Source organism: Ochrobactrum sp. PL_is483 (assembly GCF_055816855.1).
Window position 1 is genome coordinate 1 of the sequence record NZ_JBVPGS010000025.1, and the last position, 1609, is coordinate 1609.

Annotated in this window: 1 protein-coding gene; it reads left to right on the forward strand. The window is 51.0% G+C overall.

Annotated elements, in window-relative coordinates:
* Positions 1-41 precede the first annotated feature (41 nt).
* A complete protein-coding gene (locus AC0TNJ_RS04095; RefSeq protein ID WP_473770333.1) occupies positions 42-1580 on the forward strand; it encodes an IS3 family transposase in 1539 nt (512 codons plus the stop codon).
* The last annotated feature ends 29 nt before the right edge of the window (positions 1581-1609 follow it).

The following is a 1609-nucleotide window of genomic DNA, read 5'->3' on the forward strand; positions in this document are numbered from 1 at the left end:
GGGGGTGCGGACGAAAACTTGGACTATCATGGAGGTAGTTCATGTATTCCTACGAAGACCGGATGAGAGCAGTTGCGCTTTACATCAAGCTGGGCAAGCGCCCGAAAGCTGCTATTCGCCAGTTGGGCTATCCAAGCAAAAATGCTTTGAAGGGCTGGTACCTGGAATATGAGCACCATCTTGATCTGCGTTTAGGATTTGCGCCCCGAGCGCCTAAGTTCACACAGGCGCAGAAGGAAGTGGCTGTTGAGCACTACCGCACGCATGGTCGTTGTGTTTCTGCAACGATGCGCGCTTTGGGCTATCCCGGTCGTGCAACGTTGACAGCATGGGTTCGTGAGGCGTTTCCCGAAACTAGCAAAGCTGTCACTGGAAGAACTGGACGTCCACGATACCCTGATGCGCTGAAGAAGGCTGGCGTCGTCGGACTTTATAATCGGCAAGAAAGTGCACAGGCTTTGGCCGAAAAGCTCGGCGTATGCAGACCGACACTGTATAACTGGAAAAACCAGTTACTTGGTCCGGAGGCTCCCGCAATCATGAAACGCAAGAACAACTCACCGCCAGCGCCAGAGCGAAAAGAATTAGAGCGCCAGCTCGAAACACTGCAGCACGATATTCAGAAACTGCAGCTTGAGCACGACCTTTTGAAAAAAGCGAATGAAATTCTAAAAAAAGACCTGGGCGTCGATCTGCAACTCCTGAGTAATCGGGAGAAAACGCTGTTGGTTGACGCCCTAAAAGGTCTTTATCAACTCCCTGATCTGCTTGCTCAGTTGGGACTGGCGCGCAGCTCATATTTTTACCATCGAACTCGCATGAGGATAAGCGACAAGTACCTCACTATTCGTCAGAACATCACCGAAATCTTCGAAGCCAACCGTCGATGCTATGGCTACCGCAGGCTACAGGCGTCATTGGCCAAACAATCCGTTATAATCTCAGAGAAGGTTGTGCAGCGCTTGATGAAACAGGAGAACCTGATCGTTGCCACGCCAAAGCGACGGCGATACCGCTCTTATCTCGGAGAAATCAGTCCAGCGCCTGAGAACCTCATTAATCGCGACTTCCAGGCCTCAGCCCCAAATGAGAAATGGCTGACCGATATCACTGAATTCCATATCCCGGCTGGCAAGGTGTATCTCTCACCCATCATCGATTGCTTCGATGGCTTGGTCATCAGTTGGTCGATTGGAACGAAACCAGATGCGGAATTGGTCAACACGATGCTCGATGCCGCCATAGAAACTGTGACCGACGCAGATAATCGGCCAATTGTTCATTCTGATCGCGGTGCACACTATCGCTGGCCGGGTTGGCTATCGAGGATTAGTGATGCGCAACTGGTGCGCTCAATGTCCCGTAAGGCGTGCTCCCCAGATAACGCTGCATGCGAAGGTTTCTTTGGCAGGCTAAAAACAGAGTTCTTTTATCCCAGCGATTGGAAGAACATCACGCTCGAGCGGTTTATCAATGAAGTTGATGGCTACATTCGGTGGTACAACGAGAAACGGATCAAGATATCGCTTGGCGCTCGAAGCCCAATCGAATATCGAAACAGTCTTGGCTTTGTGACGTAAAACCAGTCCAAGTTTTTATCCGCACCCCC

Coding starts and splice junctions, on each gene's coding strand:
- AC0TNJ_RS04095 (WP_473770333.1), top strand. CDS start 42: ATGTATTCCTACGAAGACCGGATGAGAGCAGTTGCGCTTTACATCAAG.